The 20,280-nt window shown below is 60.6% G+C and carries 17 protein-coding genes and 1 pseudogene; 9 read left to right on the forward strand and 9 right to left on the reverse strand.

Going from position 1 to position 20,280, the window contains the following annotated elements:
- Window positions 1-2: 2 nt before the first annotated feature.
- From ACZZ0D_RS17960 to dinG, 4 genes and pseudogenes are all read right to left on the reverse strand, one after another.
- The gene (locus tag ACZZ0D_RS17960; RefSeq protein ID WP_463553924.1) at window positions 3-1,106 is read right to left on the reverse strand and encodes an OmpA family protein; all 1,104 of its coding nucleotides are present in this window, start codon (window positions 1,104-1,106) and stop codon (window positions 3-5) included.
- A 113-nt stretch (window positions 1,107-1,219) separates the two neighbouring features.
- Entirely contained in the window at window positions 1,220-2,365 is a 1,146-nt protein-coding gene (locus ACZZ0D_RS17965) for a serine hydrolase domain-containing protein (RefSeq protein WP_426618207.1), read from the reverse strand.
- Window positions 2,366-2,585: 220 nt separating this feature from the next.
- Window positions 2,586-5,058, reverse strand: a pseudogene (locus tag ACZZ0D_RS17970) (beta-galactosidase).
- A 95-nt stretch (window positions 5,059-5,153) separates the two neighbouring features.
- Window positions 5,154-7,298 (reverse strand): ATP-dependent DNA helicase DinG, encoded by a 2,145-nt coding sequence (dinG, locus tag ACZZ0D_RS17975; protein WP_008085357.1) that lies wholly within the window; start codon window positions 7,296-7,298, stop codon window positions 5,154-5,156.
- Window positions 7,299-7,397: 99 nt separating this feature from the next.
- On the opposite strand from dinG, the gene ACZZ0D_RS17980 reads away from it, so the two are divergent.
- Window positions 7,398-7,862 carry a CopD family protein gene (locus tag ACZZ0D_RS17980; RefSeq protein WP_463553925.1) on the forward strand — a complete coding sequence of 155 codons (465 nt, stop codon included), beginning with the start codon at window positions 7,398-7,400 and terminating at the stop codon, window positions 7,860-7,862.
- 207 nt (window positions 7,863-8,069) lie between these two features.
- Here ACZZ0D_RS17980 and ACZZ0D_RS17985 read toward each other — a convergent pair whose 3' ends face one another.
- The 4 genes from ACZZ0D_RS17985 to ACZZ0D_RS18000 form a co-directional block, all read right to left on the reverse strand.
- Entirely contained in the window at window positions 8,070-8,828 is a 759-nt protein-coding gene (locus ACZZ0D_RS17985; protein WP_053117799.1) for a collagen-like triple helix repeat-containing protein, read from the reverse strand.
- A complete protein-coding gene (locus ACZZ0D_RS17990) occupies window positions 8,821-9,102 on the reverse strand; it encodes a DUF1145 domain-containing protein (RefSeq protein WP_053117797.1) in 282 nt (93 codons plus the stop codon). Before ACZZ0D_RS17990 ends, ACZZ0D_RS17985 begins: the two co-directional genes overlap by 8 nt.
- Window positions 9,103-9,264: 162 nt before the next feature.
- Entirely contained in the window at window positions 9,265-9,987 is a 723-nt protein-coding gene (locus ACZZ0D_RS17995) for an OmpA family protein (protein ID WP_463553926.1), read from the reverse strand.
- Window positions 9,988-10,075: 88 nt separating this feature from the next.
- A complete protein-coding gene (locus tag ACZZ0D_RS18000) occupies window positions 10,076-10,771 on the reverse strand; it encodes a PA1041 family peptidoglycan-binding anchor lipoprotein (RefSeq protein WP_053117794.1) in 696 nt (231 codons plus the stop codon).
- A gap of 199 nt (window positions 10,772-10,970) precedes the next feature.
- On the opposite strand from ACZZ0D_RS18000, the gene ACZZ0D_RS18005 reads away from it, so the two are divergent.
- The 4 genes from ACZZ0D_RS18005 (at window position 10,971) to ACZZ0D_RS18020 (ending at window position 12,769) form a co-directional block, all read left to right on the forward strand.
- Window positions 10,971-11,468 (forward strand): DUF6231 family protein, encoded by a 498-nt coding sequence (locus ACZZ0D_RS18005; protein WP_159815023.1) that lies wholly within the window; start codon window positions 10,971-10,973, stop codon window positions 11,466-11,468.
- A 4-nt stretch (window positions 11,469-11,472) separates the two neighbouring features.
- The gene (locus ACZZ0D_RS18010) at window positions 11,473-11,949 is read left to right on the forward strand and encodes a YchJ family protein (RefSeq protein ID WP_053117790.1); all 477 of its coding nucleotides are present in this window, start codon (window positions 11,473-11,475) and stop codon (window positions 11,947-11,949) included.
- A 119-nt stretch (window positions 11,950-12,068) separates the two neighbouring features.
- Window positions 12,069-12,563: an LEA/WHy family protein gene (locus ACZZ0D_RS18015; protein ID WP_463553927.1), complete on the forward strand. Its 495-nt coding sequence runs from the start codon at window positions 12,069-12,071 to the stop codon at window positions 12,561-12,563.
- Window positions 12,560-12,769 carry an SEC-C metal-binding domain-containing protein gene (locus ACZZ0D_RS18020; protein ID WP_008083915.1) on the forward strand — a complete coding sequence of 70 codons (210 nt, stop codon included), beginning with the start codon at window positions 12,560-12,562 and terminating at the stop codon, window positions 12,767-12,769. The genes ACZZ0D_RS18015 and ACZZ0D_RS18020 overlap by 4 nt, the downstream gene beginning before the upstream one ends.
- A gap of 270 nt (window positions 12,770-13,039) precedes the next feature.
- Here ACZZ0D_RS18020 and ACZZ0D_RS18025 read toward each other — a convergent pair whose 3' ends face one another.
- The gene (locus tag ACZZ0D_RS18025) at window positions 13,040-13,597 is read right to left on the reverse strand and encodes a cysteine hydrolase family protein (RefSeq protein WP_282354866.1); all 558 of its coding nucleotides are present in this window, start codon (window positions 13,595-13,597) and stop codon (window positions 13,040-13,042) included.
- 146 nt (window positions 13,598-13,743) lie between these two features.
- Here ACZZ0D_RS18025 and ACZZ0D_RS18030 point away from each other — a divergent pair, with 146 nt between their 5' ends.
- From ACZZ0D_RS18030 to ACZZ0D_RS18045, 4 genes are all read left to right on the forward strand, one after another.
- Window positions 13,744-14,388, forward strand: coding sequence for a glutathione binding-like protein (locus tag ACZZ0D_RS18030; RefSeq protein ID WP_053117786.1), 645 nt, complete (start codon window positions 13,744-13,746; stop codon window positions 14,386-14,388).
- A 284-nt stretch (window positions 14,389-14,672) separates the two neighbouring features.
- A complete protein-coding gene (locus tag ACZZ0D_RS18035; protein WP_463553928.1) occupies window positions 14,673-17,123 on the forward strand; it encodes a penicillin acylase family protein in 2,451 nt (816 codons plus the stop codon).
- A gap of 358 nt (window positions 17,124-17,481) precedes the next feature.
- On the forward strand, window positions 17,482-18,516 hold the full coding sequence (locus ACZZ0D_RS18040) for a ligase-associated DNA damage response exonuclease (RefSeq protein ID WP_212549559.1): 1,035 nt from the start codon (window positions 17,482-17,484) through the stop codon (window positions 18,514-18,516).
- Window positions 18,513-20,201 carry an ATP-dependent DNA ligase gene (locus ACZZ0D_RS18045; RefSeq protein ID WP_053117779.1) on the forward strand — a complete coding sequence of 563 codons (1,689 nt, stop codon included), beginning with the start codon at window positions 18,513-18,515 and terminating at the stop codon, window positions 20,199-20,201. The genes ACZZ0D_RS18040 and ACZZ0D_RS18045 overlap by 4 nt, the downstream gene beginning before the upstream one ends.
- The last annotated feature ends 79 nt before the right edge of the window (window positions 20,202-20,280 follow it).

Here is a 20,280-nt window from a genome sequence, read left to right on the forward strand (position 1 = left end):
AATCACTTTTTGGTGGTATCGGTCGCCGCGACTTTCTTGTCGGTGGTCGACGCTTTGGCTGGCGTGGTTTTCTTCGCCGGTGCCTTGGCCGGGGCTTTTTTCGCCGGAGCCTTGGCAGCGGCTTTTTTCGCCGGGGCTTTTTTGGTGGCCGGTACAGCGGCTTTCTTCGCGGCCGGAGCCGGAGTTACCGGTTTGGCCACTGGCTTGACGTCTTGCGCCGCCACCATGGTGACGGGCTTCGGTGCTGGCATGTTGTACTTGCTCAGCAGGGCAACCATGGTGTTTTGCGGAGTCACCAGCATCTCGACGCGACGGTTCAGGGCGCGACCTTCAACGCTGTCGTTGGCCGCACGCGGTGCTTCGGAACCCATGCCGCGCAGCATCAGACGATCACGCTGCAAACCGCTGAGGCGGAAAATCGCCGCGATGGCTTGTGCACGTTCCTGGCTCAGTTTGACGTTGGCTGGCGCAGAACCACTGGTGTCGCTGTGACCGAGTACCAGCACAGCGGTTTTCGGATCGGCTTCGAGGATTTTAGCCACGCGAGTGAACGGGCCAAGGGTGACCGGCAACAGCATGGCCGGGCGATCCGGGTTGAACGAACCTTCTACCGGTGCGGTAACGACCAAGACGTTTTCACGGCGCTCGAGTTGCAGGTTGCTGTCCTTGACCGCTTCGCGCAGGCGCGGCTCGTAATCGTCGAGCCAGGCCTGAGTTACTTTCGGATCTGGCATCGGCACGGCTTTAGGGGTTTGATCGTCTTTGTCGCCGAACGGCCACCACCATTTAGCGCCCGAATCGGCATCAGCCTTGGCCACGGCGACCGGTTTTTTCGCTTCAGGCGCGACTTCGGCCTTCATGTCAGCCTTGACGGCTTCGTCATCGGAACCGAACGGCCAGTACCAAGGGTTGCTGCTTTCAGACTTGGCAACCGGCGCGGTTGCGGCAGGTTTCAACGGGGCTGGAGCTGGCTCTTTGGCCGCGACTTTGTCTGAGGAACCGAACGGCCACCAAGTGCTGGCGCCTTCCGCATCGTTCTTTGGGGTCTGTGCGCAACCGGTGATCGCTACACACAGGGCCAGGGCGAGGGTCTTTTTAGATGACATTGAAAATCCACAAAATAAAGTAATGAAAAATCAGAGCACTTTCGCCCGGATAAACTGTCGCTTTGAATCGAAAAATTGCACGAGGTTCCGATACAGAGACCTCGGGTGTTGCTTTATAGACAAGTGGCAAGCACCCGCGCGAGCTTCTGCGCGCGCGGATCCATCAAAACGTAAGGTCCAAGGGTATTTGTCACAAAACCAAACGCGACATCGTGCTCAGGGTCAGCAAAACCGATCGATCCGCCCGCGCCCGGATGGCCGAACGCCCGTGGGCCGAGGCCGTAGGTGGCGTTAGGCACATCGGGTTGGTCGAGCATGCAGCCCAGACCAAAACGGGTGCGGGTCAGCAGGGTTTTATCTTCGCCGAGGCTGTGTTCGCGGGTCAGCTCTTCGAGCATGTCGCTTTCCAGCAAGCTGCCGTCGAGCAACCCGGCATAAAAGCCGGCGAGGCTGCGCGCATTGCCGTGACCATTGGCCGCCGGTTGCTGCATGCGTCGCCATTCCGGTTTGTTGGTGCTGGTGAGCACCGACGGCGGATTGGTAAAGGCGCGGGTGCTCATGGCAGTCGGTTCACGCATGGTCACTTGCAGCAGACGTTGCGCGGCGGCATCTCCGGGATTGCCTTTGCCGCGCGCAATATGCGCCACGCGATGGAATTCTTCGTCAGCCAGACCCACGTGGAAATCCAGCCCCAACGGCTTGGCCACGCGGGCAACAATCGATTCGCCCGGGCCGCGACCGTCGGCACGTCGCAGCAATTCGCCGATCAGCCAGCCATAAGTGATTGCTGCGTAACCGTGGCCAGTGCCCGGCGTCCACCATGGCGTTTCCGCCGCGAGGGCGTCGACCATGGTTTGCCAGTCGTACAGGGCTTCCGGCGCCAGCAATTCACGCAGCGCCGGCAGACCGGCCTGGTGGCAGAGCAATTGGCGCAGGGTGATGGATTCTTTGCCGGCGGCGGCAAATTCCGGCCAGTAGCGGGCGACCGGCACATCGAGTTGCAACTTGCCTTCGGCGACCAGTTGCAGCGCGGTGACGGCGGTGAAGGTTTTGGTGCAGGAGAACAGGTTGGCGATGGTGTCGCTGTGCCAGGCTTCGGCGCCGTCCTTGTCGGCGGTACCTGACCAGAGGTCGAGGACGGTTTCTCCGCCGACCTGAATGCACAAGGCTGCGCCGCGTTCCTGGGGATCGTCGAACAGCGCGGCGAAAGCATCGCGCACCGCTTCGAATTGAAGCTCGTAATGTCCCTGAATCTGCACCCGCAACTCCCCCGCGAAAACGCTCTACAAAGTGGCCCGCATTGTTCCAGCCCTTGAGGGATTTGGGAACAGCTGCGGGCTAGACGGTTATTTCAGATTTTGGGTTGAGGCGCCTGACGCCTTCGCGAGCAAGCCCGCTCCCACACTGGATCTCGATAGCACCAAAGATCCCCTGTGGGAGCGGGCTTGCTCGCGAAGAACGATAACGCGGTATCACGCCTTAATGACCATTCCCCGAATGCCCACCCGCATGCCCGGCCCCCGCGCCCTTACCGGCCTCACCCTTGCGGCCGCCTTCCGCTTCATGCACCGGCGCTTTCTGCGCCTGCTGACCCAACTGATCCATCGCCTGCAAATTGCTCTTGCGCACGGTTTCAACAAAGCCCTGATACGGCAGATCCGTCACGCCCACCAGACCAAAGTGTCCATTCTCGCCATCGAGCAGACGCCCGGTCACCGGTTGATCCAGATACTGGAACCAATGCACGCCGACGATCGACGGTTCACTCAGCGCCTGTTTGAGGAAATTGGCATATGCCGGCCCACGATCTTCTTCCTTGCTCAGTTGCGTCACGCCACCCCAGAACGGGCCGCGATCAGCCGAGCCAAAGTTGAATTCGGTAATTAGCACCGGTTTGTCCAAAGCTCCCAGCGCAGCGAAGTCATATCCATCCTGCGGCTTGAGCGTGTACATGTTGAAGCTCAGCACATCGCAATACTGCGCGCAGGACGCCACGGCTTCCGGGGTGCTGGTGGCGAAGCGACCGCCCAACAGCATCTGGTTGGGCGCGTGCCATTTCAGCGAATCGGAGATGGTCTTGAAGTAGGTGTCAGCGAAGACTTTCTGGAAATATTTGAAGTCTGCCTCGATTTCCGGGTGCTCGGGGTTCGGCAGCGGCGGCACGAACCCCGGGTCTTCCATCAATTCCCACGCCGGCAGATCAATGCCCCACGCCTTCGACAGGCCCGCCTGATTGCGATACTTGTCGCGCAATTGCTTGAGGAATGCGCGTTTGGCCGGCACGTCGGTGGTCATTTTCAACGTACCGTAGGCCAGCGCGTAACGGGATTTAGCATCGTCGCCCTGGACCCGCCCAGGCCAGTTCGTTGTCGGCGTAATAGCCGATCAACCATGGATCGTCGCGGTGATCGCGAGCAGCGATGGCCACGGCACGCTCGGTGGCCATGGCGAAACGCGGGTCGAACGGATCGGGCATGCCGCCCCACCAGTCGCTGCCGGTGCTGATGCTGGTGTAATCGCCGACGATCGACAGCGGCAAGGTGTACGGCACGCGCTCGGCTTCACTCAGCGAATCGGCGCTCCAGTTGCCGACCGTGTTGAAGCCCCAGGCTTGCAGGCGATCGAGCGTGTGGTTGGCCCACTGTTGCTCATCAATAGTTGCTTTGCACGGCGCGGCAGCCTTTTCAGTGGCCACTTGCACGGTTTCAGTCTTGGCCGCTTCGGCGACGCCTGACTTCGGCTCTGCCGGCACAGCGGCAGGTTCTGCGGCTTTGGCGGCGGCGGTTTCAGTGGCTTCAGCCTTCGCCGCTTCAGCGACCCCGGATTTGCCTGCGCTGTCCGCTTTGCACGGTTCGCCGTACACACGCTGCAAGTTGGCGCCGTAGAAATCGTACCAGCGGCCGTTGCCGTAGCCTCGACCTTGATCAACACCATTGCCGCCACGGTTGTCGCCTTCACCAAAGTGGCTGGCCAACGGCTCATCCGGTTTCGGCAAGGATTCGAACATGAACTCGCGACCTGTCACGTACGTCTGGCTGACGTCGGGGCTGACGGTGTTGACGCCGAGGGAGTAGAACGGATGCCCCTCAGGCGTGACCAGATACCAACGACCGTCACGCTTTTCAGTACGGAAGAAGCCACTGGCCTTGAACGCCGGGCCTTTGTTCCAGCCACCAAACTTGTCCAGCGAGGACTTCTCGCGCTCGGCCAGCCAGGTTTTCAATTGTTGCTGTTCCTTGGCGGCGGCGGATTTCAGCTGTTCGTCGCTGGCGATTTTTTCCGGCCATTTACTACGAGTCGATTGCCCGTAAGCGTCGACCAGATTGCCGTACACCGCTTGGCTGACCGACTCACCGTCCTGCACGCCGAAACGCTCAAGCAGCAAGCTATGCGCGACTTTCGGCTGATCCATCGACAGGCTCACCGATACCACTTGGCTGCGATCAATCTCACCGCTGCTCGCGGCCAGCAAAATGCGCTGACCGTCGACGGTCATCGGCATCGGCGGCCCGGCTTTCATGCCCTGGCTCAGCGGCGTCGACGCCACCAGCGGCACCAGCAAGGTTTGCGCAGGGCCGGCCGGCAGGTCGACGCGGCTGACCAGTGTGCGGCCGTCATTGCTCTGGATTTGCACATAGACCGTCACGGCCCAGTTCATCGCGCTCTGCAGACGCAGGCTCATCATGCCCGACTGCGACCAGTCCCAGGCACCGGTCTGCGGGGTCAGACGCAGGGTCGGACGGGCCACCGGGTTGAACGTCACCCGGCGCAGCACTTCGCCTTCTGCGGTTTGCTCAGCGTTGGCTTGGGGCAGATCGGCGTTTTCGGTGGTGACTTTGACCACGTCCGCCGGGCGGACAAAGTTGAACAGGGTCTGCTGACCGGCAGGCGCTGCCAGCAGAGGGGCTGCGAAGATCAAGGCGAAAACGGCAGGCAGCGAACGGCGGATCATAAGAACGGAGTTCTCCCTAACGACCAATAATGGCCAATGGAAAAGCGATGGCAGAGAGATAGACAACACGGCGGGCAAAACTGCCCACCGATGTCTCAGGATATTTCACGACGGAATGGCGGCAACGCATTGAGGATCGCCTTGCCGTAGCGCTGGGTGACCAGGCGCCGATCCAGCAAGGTGATGGTGCCGCGGTCTTCTTCGGTACGCAGCAGACGACCGCAGGCCTGAACCAGTTTCAGCGAGGCGTCGGGCACCGAGATTTCCATGAACGGATTACCGCCACGGGCTTCGATCCATTCCGACAGCGCCGCTTCGACCGGATCGTCCGGCACCGAGAACGGAATCTTGGCGATCACCACGTGCTCGCAGTAAGCACCCGGCAAGTCGACGCCTTCGGCAAAACTGGCGAGACCGAACAGCACGCTGGAATCACCGCCATCGACGCGCGCCTTGTGCTTGTTCAGGGTTTCCTGTTTCGACAAGTTGCCTTGAATGAACACTTGCTTGCGCCAGTCGCGGTCGAGGCCGTCGAACACGTCCTGCATCTGTTTGCGCGAAGAGAACAGCACCAGCGTGCCGCGCGAGCCTTCGACCAGATCCGGCAGATCACGAATGATCGCGGCGGTGTGCGCGGGAGCATCGCGCGGATCGGCTTTCAGATCCGGCACTCGCAGCACGCCGGCATCGGCGTGATGGAACGGGCTCGGCACCACGGCGGTGACGGCTTTTTTCGGCAAACCGGCGCGCATGCGGAAGCGGTCAAAAGTGCCCAGTGCGGTCAGGGTTGCGGACGTAACGAGGCAACCGTAGGCGACGTTCCACAGGCTGCGGCGCAAGGTTTCGGCGGCCAGAATCGGGCTGGCGTTGACCTCGATGTCGAACAGCGAACCGCTTTCAGCCAAAGTCAGCCAACGCGCCATCGGCGGGCTGTCTTCCGGGTCTTCGGCGGTGAAGGCCGTCCACAACTCCCAGTTGCCGGAGGCACGGGACAACAGACTGCCAAACAGCGGATACCACTCTTCCGCCTGATTGCTGGCGATGCCGATGTTGACCTCACCGTCCATGCCTTCCTTGAGCAGGTCGGTCAGACGCGTGAACAGATCGTTGAGACGCGAGAAGCCTTTCTTCAGCTCGATGCCCATTTCGCGCATGTGCTCGGGAATCACCCCGGCGACGAAACGATGGCGCGGCCGCTCACGGCCCTCGACGTCTTCGCCGGGTTTAAAATCGGCGACCTGTTCGCAGGCGCTGAACATGAACTGCTGCTGCGCCTTGATCTCCCGCGCCAGCTCCGGCACTTGCTCGATCAACTTGCCGAGATCGCCCGGCAGCGGATGCTGGGCCAGCAGTTTAGTGAGGTTCTTCGCGGTGGTTTCCAGCCAGTCGGCGGTGGAGCGCAGACGCGTGTAATGGGCGAAGTGGCCGATGGCCTTGTCCGGCAGGTGGTGACCTTCGTCGAACACGTAAATGGTGTCACGCGGATCGGGAAGCACCGCGCCGCCGCCCAATGCCAGGTCAGCCAACACCATGTCGTGGTTGGTGACGATCACGTCGACCTTGCCCATGCCTTCGCGGGCCTTGTAGAAGGCGCACTGGCCGAAGTTCGGGCAATGACGGTTGGTGCACTGACTGTGATCGGTGGTCAGACGCGCCCAATCGGCGTCTTCCAGCGCATTCGGCCAGCTGTCGCGGTCGCCGTCCCACTTATTGCCGGCGAGTTTCTCGATCATGCTGGTGAACAGCTTCTGACTGGCTTCGTCGACCTCGATCTTGAAGCCTTCTTCTTCGAACAGCTGCGCGGTGGCGGTTTGCGCGTGGCCTTCCTGCAAGAGCATGTCGAGCTTGGACAGGCACATGTAGCGGCCACGGCCCTTGGCCAGGGCGAAAGTGAAATTCAGCCCGCTGTTGCGCATCAGGTCGGGCAAATCCTTGTAGACGATCTGCTCTTGCAGCGCGACGGTCGCCGTGGCGATGACCAGACGCTTGCCGGCGGCTTTGGCCGTGGGGATCGCCGCCATGCTGTAGGCCACGGTCTTGCCGGTACCGGTGCCGGCTTCCACCGCAACAATTGCAGGGTCGCCACTGCGCCGGCCTTCGTCGTCGGTGTCGATATCCCCGAGGACTTTGGCGATTTCAGCGATCATCAGGCGCTGGCCGTAACGCGGCTTGAGGCTCTTGGCTTCAAGAAAACGCGAGTAGGCGCCCTGGATCGTGGTTTTGAGTTCAGTGCTGATCATTGAGTGTCGGGCGCAAAAAACGCTGGATAAATTTTCAGTGGTTTGGATCGGCGGCTATCATACCCCGCGAATCGATCCTGCGCAGAACGGAGTAACCCAATGACACTTTTTAGCCTCGTCTACCCCCTGCATGTCCTGTCCGCCCTGGTATGGGTCGGCGGCATGTTTTTCGCCTGGATGGTCTTGCGCCCCGCGGCCGTGAAGGCCCTCGACGGCCCCGCCCGGCTGACCTTGTGGGTGGAAGTGTTTCAAGGTTTTTTCCGCTGGGTGTGGGTCGCGGTGATCCTGTTGCCGATTAGCGGCGTGGGCATGTTGCATCTGCAGCAGGTCGGGTTTGAAACCGCGCCGAAATATGTGCAGGTGATGATCGGGTTGTACGTGGTGATGACGGCGCTGTTTATCCGCATTCAAGGGCTGATGCTGCCGGAATTGCGCACGGCGGTGGACGCCAAGGACTGGCCGACGGGTGCGGCGGTGCTGGGGCGGATTCGGCGGGTGGTGGGGATTAATCTGATTGTTGGGTTGGTGCTGGTGGCGATTGCCTCGGCGAGGCCAATGATTTGAAGATCGGGGATTAGATCAAAAGTCCCCTCACCCTAGCCCTCTCCCGGAGGGAGAGGGGACTGAATGGGGGATATTGAAGAGCTACGCCGACTTGAAAGATTGGCGTTGAATCCATAATCGACTCGGTTTTTCAGGTCGATGGATAGCGTGAGTCATCTCGGTCGGCCCCCTCTCTCTGCGGGAGAGGGCTGGGGTGAGGGTCTGCTTTTACAGGCGCTGAACAGTCACAGCCCCCGCCGCACCCACTGGCCCAGGCTGTCCATCCGCCCCGGCCTTGCCATTTTTGCCGCCATCGGCGCGATACACCAGGCAGCCCTTGGACTTGCCGCCCTTGCCTGCCTTGCCGCCGACACCCGCCGGGCCACCGTTGCCACCGGTCACATTGACCTTGATCAGCTCAGCCGGAAACTCGCGCGGCACTTCCAGCCGCACCAGCGCACCCGGTGCCCCCGGCTGGCCGTCGGCGCCGTCACTGCCATCAAAGCCATGCCCGGCCGAACCATAAGTGCAGCCCGGATCCTCACCGTTGCCGCCATCCAGACCGACAAACCCCGGCGCACCGGTGCCACCACGGGCATCAACCAACAGTTGCGGCGCGCTCAACGCTTTGAATTGCAGATTCAGATTGCGCCCCGCACGCGCGGCTTTTTCATAAGTACCGGGAGCACCGCGCGCGGTGATCTGGCTGCCTTCGCTCAATTCAGCGCGCGCCACTTTCATCTCCAGCGCTTGTTCCGCCGGGACGATGGCGATTCGAGCCTCATGACCCAGACGCAATTCGCCCACGGTCAGTTCGGTCACGTTCGATGGAATCAGCAACGTGCCGTAATCAGCCACGTCCAGACGTTCAAGTTGCAAGGTGCTGGTGGTGTTGGGCAGGCGCATCAGCGAGTTGGTTTCAACCGTCACCACTTGGGCGCAGGCCAAAGGGCTGATGAATGCAGCGAGCAGGCAAAGTTTACGCATGGGAAGAAGCCTCCGGAGCGGCCGGGGCCGGGATGGTTTGCAGGTGGAATACGCCGAACAACAGGATGCGGCCACGGTCACGCCAAGGGTGCGGACGCCCCTTGAGGCTGCGATTGCACAGCAGCACTTCGAGCACGTGGATCAGCAACAACAGACCGCCAGCCAGATTGACCAGCAGGTGCAGCGGATGAACGAATGGCACCAGTTGATTGGCCAGCACCACGCAGCAGAACAGCAGGGTCAACAACCGCCCCAGCCCCCAGAACACTTTCATACGCTCCCCCGTGTTGCGAATTATTCTTTGGACGCACAGTAACGGCTTCTGCGGGGGATAAGCCAGAGGGGAAAAGAAAAAATCCAGACAAGTCGCCAAATGGCCGCCGGGTCAACGATGATCGAAGCCCGGCGGCTCTAGCCTGCGCCCTACAGACGCGTCCTAACGATTGATGTGCAATTCCACGCGACGGTTTTTCGCGCGGCCCTCATCGGTTGCGTTGTCAGCCACCGGTTCACTCTCGCCACGTCCTTCACTGGTGAGCTTATTCGGCGACAGACCCTGACTCAGCAAATAGGAGGCGACACTGCTGGCGCGACGTTCCGACAGCGCCTGGTTGTAAGCGTCCGAACCTTTGCTGTCGGTATGACCGATGACCTTGATGCTCACCACGTCGGCATTACGCAGTTTGTCCATCAGCGTATCGAGCAGGGCTTTGGCCGAAGGCGTCAGGTCAGACTTGTCGAAATCGAACAAGACATCGCCGGCATCACTGAGGGTGATGACTTCCGTTTGCGGCACAGGCTCCGGTGTTTTTTCGGTGACCGGATATTGCGGCAACGGGCAGCCACGGTGATCGACCGGGGTATTGGCTGGCGTATCGGGGCAACGGTCGCGGCGGTCGAACACGCCATCGTCGTCTTCATCGCCATCCTGGGCGTAACAGATCAGTCCGCCGGCAAGAATCCCCAGCGCTGCGCCGCCACCGGCCCAGCCGCCACTTTCAATGGCGCCAAGACCGCCACCGACCAAGCCGCCAAGAAGGCTGCAGACCGGCCACGTACGTTGATTGAGGGGTGCAGTGCCATCGCTGTGCGTGGCGCAACCGGTGAGCAAACTGCCTAGCAGCAGAACCGGCAAGACGGACCTTGAGAAAACACTCATTTGAAAGCTCCTGTGTCACCGGCCCATACCGGTTACACAGGAGTAAAGACCCGCATCCGCGACTGCACAAGCCGCGGATGCGAGGGGGCTAGCGTTGGATTTTGATTTCGGTGCGACGGTTTTGCGCGCGACCGTCTGCCGTTTTGTTGTCAGCGACCGGCTGGCTTTCACCCAGACCCGACACCGAAACGAAGCTGGCACGTGGCACGCCCTGCTGGATCAGGTACTCCACCACCGAGTGCGCACGGCGATCCGACAGTTTTTTGTTGTAGGCATCGCTGCCCACGCTGTCGGTGTGACCAGTGACGGTCAGTTGTGCAGTCGAGGATTCCTGTTTCAGGCGCGTCGCGACTTTATCGAGCACCTGTTTGTCAGGGCTGGTCAGTGTGGCTTTGTCGAACTGGAAGTGCACATCACGAATAACGATGGTTTCTTCTTTGACCACTACCGCTTCTTCAACCACGGGGGCTGGAGCCGGTGGTGGGCAGCCGTCAGCATCGACCTGCACGCCTTTTGGAGTGCCCGGGCACTTGTCGCGGCTGTCCGGCACACCATCGCCGTCTTCGTCGCCATCACCATGTACCCAGCAATACGCCGCTGCCGTACCGCCTACGATCAGCGCGCCGTAGCCCGCCCACGCCGAACTTTCCGTCGCGCCAAGACCGGCCCCGACGACACCACCGACCGCCGCACAGGTCGGCCAGTCGGTTTTCTGCAAACCTGCGCAACCCGTCAACACACTGGTTAGCAGAATCAAAGGTAATGCTGTCCGCACTATGCTCATCTGGTTTTCTCCTGAGGGATCGGCTTGAAACCGATTCAGGGAGTAAAGACCGGAGTTTTAATCTCCGCCAGCAATAGGCCACTGCTGTTTGCGACTGTGTTCACAGGACTTCGCCGCAATTGCCGCAAAGTCGCGGGACAGGGCTCTTTGCGGGCGTGATCAGGCAGGCTAGTCTTGGCGGTCTGATTGAGGAGCTTCGATGAACGTCGCCATTTCTTCCCGCACGCCGCAACAGGCGTTGGCCGCATTGCTGGATCGCTACGCCCCGGCGCGTTTGCTGTTGATCGGCGCCAGCGAATTCCCGGCCCTGACTGCTTTCAAGGAGGCGCACCCGGACTCCGTTGTCGCCCACGCCGCCCCCGGTGCTTTGCCCGCCGAACTGGCTGCGCAGCGTTTTGATCTGGCGCTGGTGGTCGATTGCCTGGAACATTTACCCAAGCGCGATGGCCTGAATCTGTTGGGCGGGATTCGAAATTTAAATGCCAGCCGCATTGCGGTACTGGCAGATCTGTCGGCTTGCGGCTGGCAGGAAACCGATTTCTATTCGCTGGCCCTGCAAGCCAGCGAACGTTTTCAGCGCGACGATCAAGTGTTGACCCTGTTCACCTACGATCTGCTTGACTACAAACAAGTCCCCGACTGGCTCAACGCGCGGTTCTGGGCCAATCCGGAAAATTTCGGGAAATACTGGTGGTAATGCAATGAGTACAGCCATTTGCCCGTGCGGCAGCGGCAACCTGCTGGATGCCTGCTGCGGCCATTATCACGACGGCCTGCCGGCGCCGTGTGCTGAAGCCTTGATGCGCTCGCGCTACAGCGCTTATGTGCTGGGCCTGATCGACTATCTGGTGGCGACCACCCTGCCCGCTCAGCAAGCGGGTCTGGATCGGCAGTCGATCAGCAACTGGAGCGCGCAGAGCACCTGGCTCGGCCTGGAAGTCGAGAGCTCGGAAGTCTTTGGTGGGCAGCCGGAACACGCCTTCGTCACCTTCACTGCGCGCTGGCACGACGATCAGGGTGAGCACAGCCATCGCGAGCGTTCCTCGTTTGTGCAGAACGCCGGGCGCTGGTATTTCATCGACCCGACAGTGCAATTGAAACTGGGGCGCAATGACAGTTGCCCATGCGCCAGCGGGCAGAAGTTCAAGAAGTGCTGCGCTGGGTATTTCGGCGCTTAAGGTTGAAGATCAAAAGATCGCAGCCTGCGGCAGCTCCTACGGGGGACGCGATCTCCTGTAGGAGCTGCCGCAGGCTGCGATCTTTTAGCGTCTAGACTGGCACCAAAGGGAGTTAAACCATGCTCGGTCGTCGGCGCACATTCCAATTCTTGATCCTCACGCTGTTCCTCAACCTCGGCGGCTGTGCCTCGTGGTTCAGCGACGACAGCGTCGACCCCGCCGTGCACTTGGTGAACGTCGAAGTGGTGCGGGCGAAACTGCTCGAGCAGAAATTCATCCTGCACTTCCGTGTCGACAATCCCAACGACAGCGACCTGACCGTGCGCGGCCTCGAATACCGCATTCATCTGGGCGATATGCTCTTGGCTGAAGGCGAGCATGAACACTGGTTCACCGTCGGGCCGAAGCACAGCGCGTACTTCAAGGTGCCGATCCGCACCAACCTGTGGCCGAAGGTCAAAGACGTGGTGAAACTGCTGAAAAAACCCGACCAGCAGATTCCTTATCGATTGCAGGGTCAAATGGAAACCGGTTTATTCATCGCCCACTACGTGCACCTTGAGCGCAATGGCGTGATAATCCCCGCCGATTTTATTCCGGAGCAACACCGATGACTCAGCAACCTCATGTCCATGGCCCTGACTGCAACCACGATCATGATCATGACCATCACCACGATCATGACCACGGTCACGTACACGGCCCGAACTGCGGCCACGCCCACCAGGAACCGGTGCGCAACGCCCTGAAAGACGTCGGCCGCAACGACCCGTGCCCATGCGGCAACGGCAAGAAATTCAAGAAGTGCCACGGGGCGTGATGCTCTGGGCGGAGAGCTTCTTCGCCTGATCTGAAGCCTTCGCGAGCAAGCCCGCTCCCACAGTTGACCGCGTTCCTTCAGTTGGAATGCATTTGTAGTAGGAGTGAGCCTGCTCGCGATTGCGGTGTGTCAGTTGATGAATTTGTTACCTGACAAACTGCTATCGCGAGCAGGCTCACTCCTACAGTTGACCGCGTTTCTTCAGGTGGAATGCAATCCCCTGTGGGAGCGGGCTTGCTCGCGAAGAGGCCCGCACATTCACTACAGATTTCAGCCCGCCGCCAATACCTGCGCCGCACTCACCACCGTCGCATACTCCCCCTGCAAATTCCCCAACGACATCCCGTGCACTTCTTCAGCCGTCCGCAACGTGCCGAAATAATCGGCCTTGTCGAAGGTAAAGCACGCATCCTCCGCCACCCACGTATCAAACCCCAGATTCCCCGCCGAACGCGCCGTCGATTCCACCGAGTTATTCGTCGCCACGCCAACAATGATCAACTGCCCAACCCCCGCCTCACGCAAACGCGCCGCCAGTCCGCTGGCACAAAACGCATCCGGCACTTGTTTCTGAATCAGCCATTCAGCGTCCTGCGGCAAGAACCGTTGCTGAAACTCCACGCCTTCCTGCTCAGGCCAAAACACCGAGTCCGGCTCGCGCGACAGATGCTGCACATGAATCACCGGCCGTCCGCTGCGCCGCCAGAACCCCAGCAGATCAACAATTCTTTCTTCCGCCTGAGGATTATTCCGTCGCCCCAAACGTGGCTGCAGGATGCCTTTTTGCTGGTCGATGATGATCAGTGCTGCGTTGGCCTGAAGCTCCATGGCGATTTTCTCATGTGCGGGTCATTGAATTCTGCGCAGTTCAGCATCACCTCCTGATAACAGGCAAGCTATCGAACGCACACGGGATCACCTGACGCTGGCGTTTGCTGTCCGCAAGTAAGCCATTTTCTGATTTGGAGCTTTCCATGATCGACCTGTATTACTGGACCACCCCCAACGGCCACAAGATTTCCCTGTTCCTCGAAGAAGCCGGCCTGCCCTACAAGGTTCACCCGATCAATATCAGTCAGGGTGAGCAGTTCCAGCCCCACTTTCTGAAAATCTCCCCGAACAACCGCATCCCGGCGATCGTCGATCATCAGCCGGTTGATGGCGGCGAGCCGTTGTCGGTGTTTGAATCCGGGGCGATTCTTTTGTATCTCGCAGAAAAAACCGGCCAGTTCCTGCCCAAGGATCTGCGCGGGCGGCAAACGGCGTTGCAGTGGTTATTCTGGCAGATGGGCGGTTTGGGGCCGATGGCCGGGCAGAATCATCACTTCAGCCAGTTTGCGCCGGAGAAAATTCCTTACGCGATCAAGCGCTACATTGATGAAACGGCGCGGCTGTATGGCGTGTTGAACAAGCAATTGGCGGACAACGAGTTTGTTGCTGGCAGTGAATACAGCATTGCCGACATGGCGATTTATCCGTGGATCGTCTCGCACAAATGGCAGAGCCAGAACCTTGAAGACTTCCCGCATGTGCAGCGCTGGTTCAACCACATCAAGGATCGCCCGGCGACGGTGAAGGCCTATGCGCTGGTGCAGAAGATCAATCCACCGAAATCCTGATTGAAGTCAGGGAAGACCTTTGTGGCGAGGGGATTTATCCCCGTTGGGCTGCGCAGCAGCCCCAAAAACTGCACTCACGGTGTGCCAGACTCATCCTGGTTGCAGGAATCAGGGCCGCTTCGCAGCCCAACGGGGATAAATCCCCTCGCCACAGGTATTGAGTTGTCCTCAGGTGAACGGTTTATCAGACAAATCTTGAAATAACCCCCGCACCCGCTTGCGCGGCATCCTCCTGCTCACTAACGTAGCGCCTTTACTGACGCTACCCCCGCAGGAGCTTTGCCATGGCCTCGCCAGCCCTTACTCATTTTCTTCCCCGGTTCGGCGTTGCCGCAGCAGTGGCCGGTGTTTTGGGCCTGTCCGGTTGCCAGACCTGGAACGCTCAGGACACCCTCCCGCCGACCTCCGGCGTGCAACCGCTCAAGGGCCTGGCGCAGAATGTTTCGGTGCGACGCAATGCCATGGGCATGCCGTTGATCGAAAGTAATACCTTCCATGACGCACTGTTCAGCCTCGGCTACGTCCACGCCAGCGACCGGATCAACCAGATGGTCACCCTGCGTCTGCTGGCTCAGGGCCGTCTGGCGGAAATGTCCGGCGCCTCGATGCTCGACGCCGACCGCTACATGCGCGCGGTCAATCTGAAGAAAAGCGCCGCCGAGCTGTACAAGGCTTCGTCGCCACGCCTCAAGCGTTTCTTCGAAGTCTATGCGCGGGGCGTCAACGCTTACCTGTTCCGCTACGCCGACAAACTGCCGGGCGACCTCGCCTCCAGCGGCTACAAACCCGAATACTGGAAACCGGAAGATTCGGCGCTGATTTTCGCCCTGCTGAACTTCAGCCAATCGGCCAACCTGCCGGAAGAAATCTCCTCGCTGGTGCTCGCGCAAACCGTGACCACCGACAAACTCGCCTGGCTCACCCCGTCGGCGCCGGACGAAAACCTGCCGCTGGCCGAAGCCGACAAGCTGCAAGGCCTCAAGCTCAACGGGCAGATCCCCGGCCTGACTGAATTGAGCAGCGCCAGCCAGCAGCTGGCGATGCTGAACCTCTTGGGCGCGACGTCTTCGAACAACTGGGCGATCGCCCCGCAACGCAGCCGCAGCGGCAAAAGCATTCTCGCCAGCGACGCCCATGGGCCGCTGGCCGCGCCGTCGCTGTGGAGCTTCGTGCAGATCCGCGCACCAAAATATCAAGCCGCCGGCGTCACCGTTGCCGGTTTGCCGCTCGTACTGGGTGGTTTCAACGGCAAAGTCGCCTGGAGCATGACCAGCGTGCTCGGCGACAACCAGGATCTGTTCCTGGAAAAAATCCGTCGTCAGGGCAGCAGCCTGACCTACGAGGTCAACGGCAAATGGCAGCCGCTGGGCGTGCGCAACGAAACCTACTTCGTCAAAGGTCAGCGACCGATTCGCGAATCGGTGTACGAAACCCGTCACGGTGCGTTGCTCAACAGTGCACAGGCAGCGGCGCAAGGCAGTGGCTACGGTCTGGCGTTGCAGACGCCGAGCTTCACCGACGATAAATCGCTGGACGCTTTTTTCGATCTGACCCGCGCGCAAACCGTGGAACGTGCTTCGGACGCCAGCCGTGAAATCCGCGCCATCGCCCTGAATCTGGTGTTCGCCGATGCGAGCAACATTGGCTGGCAAGTCACCGGACGTTTCCCTAACCGTCGCGAAGGCGAAGGTTTACTGCCCTCGCCGGGTTGGGAAGGTCGTTACGACTGGGACGGTTACGCCGACCCGATGCTGCACCCCTACGATCAGGATCCGGCGCAAGGCTGGCTCGGCACCGCCAACCAGCGCGTGATTCCTCACGGTTACGGCATGCAGTTGTCGAACTCGTGGGCCGCACCGGAGCGTGGCGAACGCCTGGCCGAACTGGCCGGCAGCGGCAAGCACGACAGCCGCAGCGTGATCGCCATGCAATACGACCAGACCACCACGTTTGCCGCCAAGCTGAAGAAAGTCTTCGAAGCGCCGGGCATGAAGCAGCCGCTGAAGCAGGCGATCGATGGCCTGCCGGAAGCCGACCGCAGCAAGGCCCGCGAGGCGTTCACACGATTGATGGCGTTCGACGGCAAGCTCAGCCCGACCTCGGCGGACGCGGCGATTTATGAGCTGTTTCTGCAAGAAAGCATGAAGCAGATATTCCTCGACGAACTCGGCCCGGAATCGAGCACGGCGTGGAAAGCGTTTATCGCCAACGGCGATTTGTCCTACGCGGCGCAGGCCGATCATCTGTTGGGGCGTGAAGACAGTCCGTTCTGGGACGACATCCGCACACCGCAGAAAGAAGACAAAGCGCTGATTCTTGCCCGCAGCCTTGCGGCGGCGATCAGCGCTGGCGACAGTCAGTTGGGCGGCGATCACCGGGCCTGGCAGTGGGGCAAATTGCACAGCTACGCCTGGAAGAACAGCAATGGTCAGACCGTGCGCGGCCCATTGGCGGCGGGCGGCGATCACACCACGTTGAACACGTCGGCATTCGCTTGGGGTCAGGACTTCAACACCACGCGCGCGCCGTCGATGCGCTTTATCGTCGACTTCGGCCAGACCGAACCGCTGATGGGGCAGAACGGTACGGGGCAATCGGGTAATCCGCTGAGCCCGAATTACCTCAACGGGATTGACCAGTGGTTGAAGGGGCAGTACATCGGGTTACCGATGCAGCCGCAGAACTTTGAGCGGGTGTATGGCAAAACCCGGTTGACCCTGACTCCCGGCAAGTAAATGCAATTCCCCCTGTGGGAGCGGGCTTGCTCGCGAAGGCGTCGTGACAGTCAATACTTTTCGCGCCTGACACACCGCATTCGCGAGCAAGCCCGCTCCCACATTGGCTTTGTGTCGTCCTGAAAATAGAGGCAGCCGCAGAACTTTGAGCGGGTGTATGGCAAAACCCGGTTGACCCTGACACCGGGTAAGTAACGGCAAGATCAAAAGATCGCAGCCTGCGGCAGCTCCTACACCGATCAATGTAGGAGCTGCCGCAGGCTGCGATCTTTTACTTTTTACCCCCGCGAAAAAGTTGATAGAACTTCCAGCCCAGCGCCAGCCTCATAGCTAACAAGCCCCCCATTGTGGTCACGCCATGGACCTTGTTATCGCGCGTCCCGAAGGTCTTTATTGCCCTGCGGGTGATTTTTATATCGACCCCTGGCGCCCCGTCGAGCGCTCGGTGATCACCCATGCCCACGGTGATCATGCGCGCACCGGCAATCAGCATTACCTGTCCAGCAGCGCCAGCGAAGGGATTCTCCGCGCGCGTCTGGGTCAAGACATCAACCTGCAAACCCTCGACTACGGCCAACGCCTGACCCACCACGGCGTCACCCTCAGTTTCCACCCGGCCGGCCACGTGCTCGGTTCAGCACAAGTGCGCCTCGAATACGGTGGCGAAGTCTGGGTCGCGTCCGGCGATTACAAGATCGAACCGGACGGTACCTGCGCCCCCTTCGAACCGGTGCGCTGCCACACCTTCATCACCGAATCGACCTTCGGCCTGCCGATCTATCGCTGGCAGCCGCAGGCGCAGGTGTTCAGCGAAATCAATCAGTGGTGGTCAGCCAATATCGCCGCCGGCAAGGCCAGCGTGCTGTTCTGTTATTCGTTCGGCAAAGCCCAGCGAATCCTTCACGGCATCGACGAAAGCCTCGGCCCGATCCTCAGCCACGGCGCGGTCGAGCCGCTGAACCGTGTGTACCGCGAGGCCGGCGTATACCTGCCGCCGACGATCTACGCCGGCGACGTCAGCAAAAACGATCCGCTCATGCGCCAAGCCCTGGTCATCGCCCCGCCTTCTGCTGGCGGCAGTAGCTGGATGCGCCGTTTCGGTGATTTCAGCGACGCCTTCGCCAGCGGCTGGATGCGCTTGCGCGGCACCCGTCGGCGGCGTGGTGTCGATCGTGGTTTCGTTCTTTCCGATCACGCCGACTGGCCCGGCCTGTTGTGGGCGATCAATCAAACCGGCGCGGAACGCGTGATGGTCACCCACGGCTCAATCGGCGTGCTGGTGCGCCACTTGCGTGAGCAAGGCCTCGACGCGCAAGGCTTCAACACCGAATACGGCGATGACGAGGAAGACAACATTGCCGCCGAACCAACCGTCGCCGAGACTCCCACATGAAAGCCTTCGCCGAGTTGTACGCCGAGCTCGACGCAACCACTTCCAGCAACGCCAAACTGGCGGCGATGCAAGCCTACTTCGCACAAGCTGCACCGCAGGACGCGGCGTGGGCGGTGTATTTTTTGTCCGGCGGACGGCCTCGGCAGTTGGTACCGGTGCGGATTCTGCGCGAGATTGCCGTGGAAATGTCGGGCCTCGAACCGTGGCTTTTCGAGGAGAGCTATCAGTCGGTAGGCGATCTGGCGGAAACCATTTCGCTGGTGCTCCCGGAGAATCCGCACAGCTCTGAAGCTGGCCTCGCCGAATGGATCGAAGAAAAGCTGCTGCCGCTGCGTGGTGAAACACCCGAATTTTTGAGCAGGCAACTGCCAACGCTGTGGGCGCAACTCGATCGATCAAGCCTGATGCTGTGCATCAAACTGATCACCGGCAGCTTCCGCGTCGGCGTGTCGAAATTGCTCGTCACCCGCGCGCTGGCCTCAATGGCTGGCCTGGACAGCAAACGCGTGGCGCAGCGGCTGGTGGGTTACACCGACCTGTCGAACCGCCCGAACGCCGCCAGTTACCTGAAACTGATTGCCCCGGAATCCGCCGACGAACACGCCCAGCGCGGCGGCCAGCCCTACCCGTTTTTCCTCGCTCATGCGTTGTCGCAACCGGTTGAAGAATTTGAAGCGCTGATCGGCCCGGCGAGCAATTGGCAGATTGAATGGAAATGGGACGGCATCCGCGCGCAGGTGGTCAAGCGCGACGGCAAATTGTGGGTGTGGTCACGCGGCGAAGAGTTGGTCACCGAGCGTTTCCCCGAGCTGGATGTGCTGGTGCACGGCTTGCCCGACGGCACGGTGATCGACGGCGAAATCGTTGTGTGGAAAAGCACTCACCCGACCACCGAAGACGCCTTCGATCCGCAATCGACAGAGCCGCCAGCAGTGCAGCCATTCGCCTTGTTGCAACAGCGCATCGGCCGTAAAACCCTCGACAAGAAAATCCTCGAAGAAGTGCCGGTGGTGGTGCTCGCCTACGACTTGCTCGAATGGCAGGGCGAAGACTGGCGAAACCAGCCGCAGGCCAAACGTCGCGCGCAACTTGAAGAGGTCATTGCAAGGTGTAACAGCCCGGTGTTGCTGCCCTCCCCCGTGCTGACCGGCAGCGACTGGTTCGACCTCGCCCGCCAGCGCGAAGCCTCTCGGCGACTGGGTGTGGAAGGCATGATGCTCAAGGCGCGGGATTCGCTGTATGGCGTCGGGCGCACCAAGGACATGGGTGTGTGGTGGAAGTGGAAGGTTGATCCGTTCAGCGTCGACGCGGTGTTGATTTATGCGCAGCGCGGGCACGGTCGGCGCGCCAGTTTGTACAGCGATTACACCTTTGCCGTGTGGGACGGCCCGCCGGAGTCGAGCCAGCGGGCGCTGGTGCCATTTGCCAAGGCGTATTCGGGACTGACGGATGCGGAGATGCGTCAGGTCGACAGCATTGTGCGCAAGACCACGGTGGAGAAATTTGGGCCGGTGAGTAGCGTGAAACCGAGTCTGGTGTTTGAGTTGGGGTTTGAAGGGATCGCGTTGTCACGGCGGCACAAGAGCGGGATCGCGGTGCGTTTTCCGAGGATGTTGCGCTGGCGGCAGGATAAAACCGTGGAAGAAGCGGATAGCCTCGCGACGTTGCAAGATCTGTTGGCCTGACCTTCTTTCTCAGGCGATAAATATCCCCTGTGGCGAGGGGATTTATCCCCGATGGGCTGCGAAGCGGCCCCCTGCAATT

It is taken from the genome of Pseudomonas sp. AC193, assembly GCF_979258075.1.

Coding starts and splice junctions, on each gene's coding strand:
- ACZZ0D_RS17960 (WP_463553924.1), bottom strand. CDS start 1,106: ATGTCATCTAAAAAGACCCTCGCCCTGGCCCTGTGTGTAGCGATCACC.
- ACZZ0D_RS18035 (WP_463553928.1), top strand. CDS start 14,673: ATGGCCTCGCCAGCCCTTACTCATTTTCTTCCCCGGTTCGGCGTTGCC.
- ACZZ0D_RS18030 (WP_053117786.1), top strand. CDS start 13,744: ATGATCGACCTGTATTACTGGACCACCCCCAACGGCCACAAGATTTCC.
- ACZZ0D_RS17980 (WP_463553925.1), top strand. CDS start 7,398: ATGACACTTTTTAGCCTCGTCTACCCCCTGCATGTCCTGTCCGCCCTG.
- ACZZ0D_RS18005 (WP_159815023.1), top strand. CDS start 10,971: ATGAACGTCGCCATTTCTTCCCGCACGCCGCAACAGGCGTTGGCCGCA.
- ACZZ0D_RS17990 (WP_053117797.1), bottom strand. CDS start 9,102: ATGAAAGTGTTCTGGGGGCTGGGGCGGTTGTTGACCCTGCTGTTCTGC.
- ACZZ0D_RS17985 (WP_053117799.1), bottom strand. CDS start 8,828: ATGCGTAAACTTTGCCTGCTCGCTGCATTCATCAGCCCTTTGGCCTGC.
- ACZZ0D_RS18025 (WP_282354866.1), bottom strand. CDS start 13,597: ATGGAGCTTCAGGCCAACGCAGCACTGATCATCATCGACCAGCAAAAA.
- ACZZ0D_RS18010 (WP_053117790.1), top strand. CDS start 11,473: ATGAGTACAGCCATTTGCCCGTGCGGCAGCGGCAACCTGCTGGATGCC.
- dinG (WP_008085357.1), bottom strand. CDS start 7,298: ATGATCAGCACTGAACTCAAAACCACGATCCAGGGCGCCTACTCGCGT.
- ACZZ0D_RS18015 (WP_463553927.1), top strand. CDS start 12,069: ATGCTCGGTCGTCGGCGCACATTCCAATTCTTGATCCTCACGCTGTTC.
- ACZZ0D_RS18040 (WP_212549559.1), top strand. CDS start 17,482: ATGGACCTTGTTATCGCGCGTCCCGAAGGTCTTTATTGCCCTGCGGGT.
- ACZZ0D_RS18000 (WP_053117794.1), bottom strand. CDS start 10,771: ATGAGCATAGTGCGGACAGCATTACCTTTGATTCTGCTAACCAGTGTG.
- ACZZ0D_RS18045 (WP_053117779.1), top strand. CDS start 18,513: ATGAAAGCCTTCGCCGAGTTGTACGCCGAGCTCGACGCAACCACTTCC.
- ACZZ0D_RS18020 (WP_008083915.1), top strand. CDS start 12,560: ATGACTCAGCAACCTCATGTCCATGGCCCTGACTGCAACCACGATCAT.
- ACZZ0D_RS17995 (WP_463553926.1), bottom strand. CDS start 9,987: ATGAGTGTTTTCTCAAGGTCCGTCTTGCCGGTTCTGCTGCTAGGCAGT.